Raw genomic sequence first — 2,021 nt, 5'->3', positions numbered from 1 at the left:
CGATGGCAAGCGGCAAGCGGCAAGCGGCAAGCGGCAAGCGGCAAGCGGCAAGCGGCAAGCGGCAAGCGGCAACCGGCAACCGGCAACCGGCTTACGGCTTACGGCGCGCAATCGTCGCATCGGTTTTTCCCTGTCACGCGACGACATTTCGGTGAACGCTGAAACGTCGCGTGCACGATCGGCGTAAGCTCGGCCGTCGACATCCTCCTGGAGCCCGCGATGACCCGTTCCGATCTTCAAGCCCGCCAAGCCGAAGCCTTCCGCGCACTGCATGCACGCGCCGGCGCCTTCATCATCCCGAACCCGTGGGACGCCGGTACTGCGCGCCTGCTTGCGATGGCCGGCTTCGAGGCGCTCGCGACCACGAGCGCCGGCTATGCCTTTTCGAAAGGCCGGCCCGACTATGCGATCGATCGCGGCGAGATGCTCGATCACATCGCCGAGATCGCCGCCGCGGGCGGCCTGCCCCTGAGCGCCGACCTCGAGAACGGCTTCGGCGATGCGCCCGACACGGTGGCCGAGACGATCCGGCTCGCGGCCGAGGCCGGCGCGGTCGGCGGGTCGATCGAGGATGCGACGGGCCGCGCCGACGCGCCGATCTATGCGCACGAAGCGGCGGTCGAGCGCATCGCGGCGGCCGTCGACGCGGCGCGTGCGCTGCCGTTTCCGTTCACGCTGACCGCGCGCTGCGAAAACTACCTGCACGGCCGCCACGACCTCGCCGACACGATCGCGCGGCTCGTCGCCTATCGCGACGCGGGCGCCGACGTGCTGTATGCGCCGGGCATCACCGATGCGGACGACATCGCGGCGGTGACGCGGGCGGTCGGCGCACCCGTGAACGTCGTGATGGGGCTGCAGGGCGGATTGCTGAGCGTCGACGCACTGGCGGCGCTCGGCGTGAAGCGCGTGAGTGTCGGCGGCGCACTGGCGCGGGCCGCGCTCGGCGCGTTCCTGCGTGCCGCGAAGGAGATGGCGCAGGACGGCACGTTTACGTTCACGCAAGCGGCCGTTCCCGGGCGCGATATCAACCGCTGGTTTGCGTCGCCGGATAATTCACCGGTTTTGTTCGATGAATGAGTGTAAATAAATCGTGGGATCGTTCCCAATCGAAAAGTTGATTGACAATAATCAATCGATTTCACGTCGGAATTAAACGTCGGTGACGACGTAAAATACATCGTCTATTCTCCGCATTTCGCCCGTTCGACCGGATCCGGCGCGCAAGCCGCGCCGGATCGGCGGCCGGGCACCCGCCGGGCGCGTCGATGGCGCGCATTGTTGCATTTCCCCGATCATGACATTTTTGAAAAGGGGAGTTGCCGGCAGGTTTTTTGATTGATAATCTGCGGCACGTTCGAATGAACAGCTGGTGAGCTGCCGGGAATATCGATATATAAAAATGCTGAGAGAGCGATGACGATCCGAGAAAATCAACGCGTCAGGTTTCGCGTCGGCGATGTCGTGACGCTGAAGACGGGCGGGCCGCGCATGACCGTGACCTATGCCGGGCCGGTCGTATTCGACGACGGCGACTGGCTGATCTGCCAGTGGTTCGACGAACACGGCGAATTCCGGCAGGAAATGTTCCCTCACGACACCGTGGTGCCGGAGCCGCGCGCGATTTCTGCCGGCCGTGTCCGCATGCGCATGCAGGCGCATCGCTACCGGTCGGCGGCCTGACAATCACCTGACATCGCGATGCGGCGGCACGCGGCGCCCGCGCCGCGACATTTCACGCCGGCCTGAAACATGCGGCGGTGCACGCCGCCGATACTGTCTGCATGAACCCGACCGATCCCATCGCAGCGGTTACGCACCGCGATCCCTATCCCTACTATGCGGCGCTCGTCGACGGGCCGCCGCTCGCGTTCGACGCCACGCTCGGCCTGTGGGTCGCGAGCCGCGCGGCCGCCGTGACGGCCGTGCTCGGCCATCCGGCCTGCCGCGTACGCCCGCTGGACGCGCCCGTGCCGCCCGCGTTGCGCGGCACGACGGCCGGCGCGCTGTTCGGCGAGCTG

2 protein-coding genes and 1 pseudogene are annotated in these 2,021 nt (G+C 66.6%); all 3 read left to right on the top strand.

The window, feature by feature from the left end:
* Positions 1–219: 219 nt before the first annotated feature.
* Complete coding sequence (locus tag L810_RS42165) at positions 220–1,080, top strand: isocitrate lyase/PEP mutase family protein (protein WP_021164210.1); 861 nt, start codon at positions 220–222, stop codon at positions 1,078–1,080.
* A 336-nt stretch (positions 1,081–1,416) separates the two neighbouring features.
* Complete coding sequence (locus L810_RS42160) at positions 1,417–1,683, top strand: YodC family protein (RefSeq protein ID WP_021164209.1); 267 nt, start codon at positions 1,417–1,419, stop codon at positions 1,681–1,683.
* A gap of 101 nt (positions 1,684–1,784) precedes the next feature.
* Positions 1,785–2,021, top strand: a pseudogene (locus L810_RS42155) (cytochrome P450); the annotation flags it as partial.

It is taken from the genome of Burkholderia sp. AU4i (assembly GCF_000466765.1).
GTDB lineage: Bacteria > Pseudomonadota > Gammaproteobacteria > Burkholderiales > Burkholderiaceae > Burkholderia > Burkholderia cepacia.
This window is presented reverse-complemented; position numbering and strand designations above follow the sequence as displayed.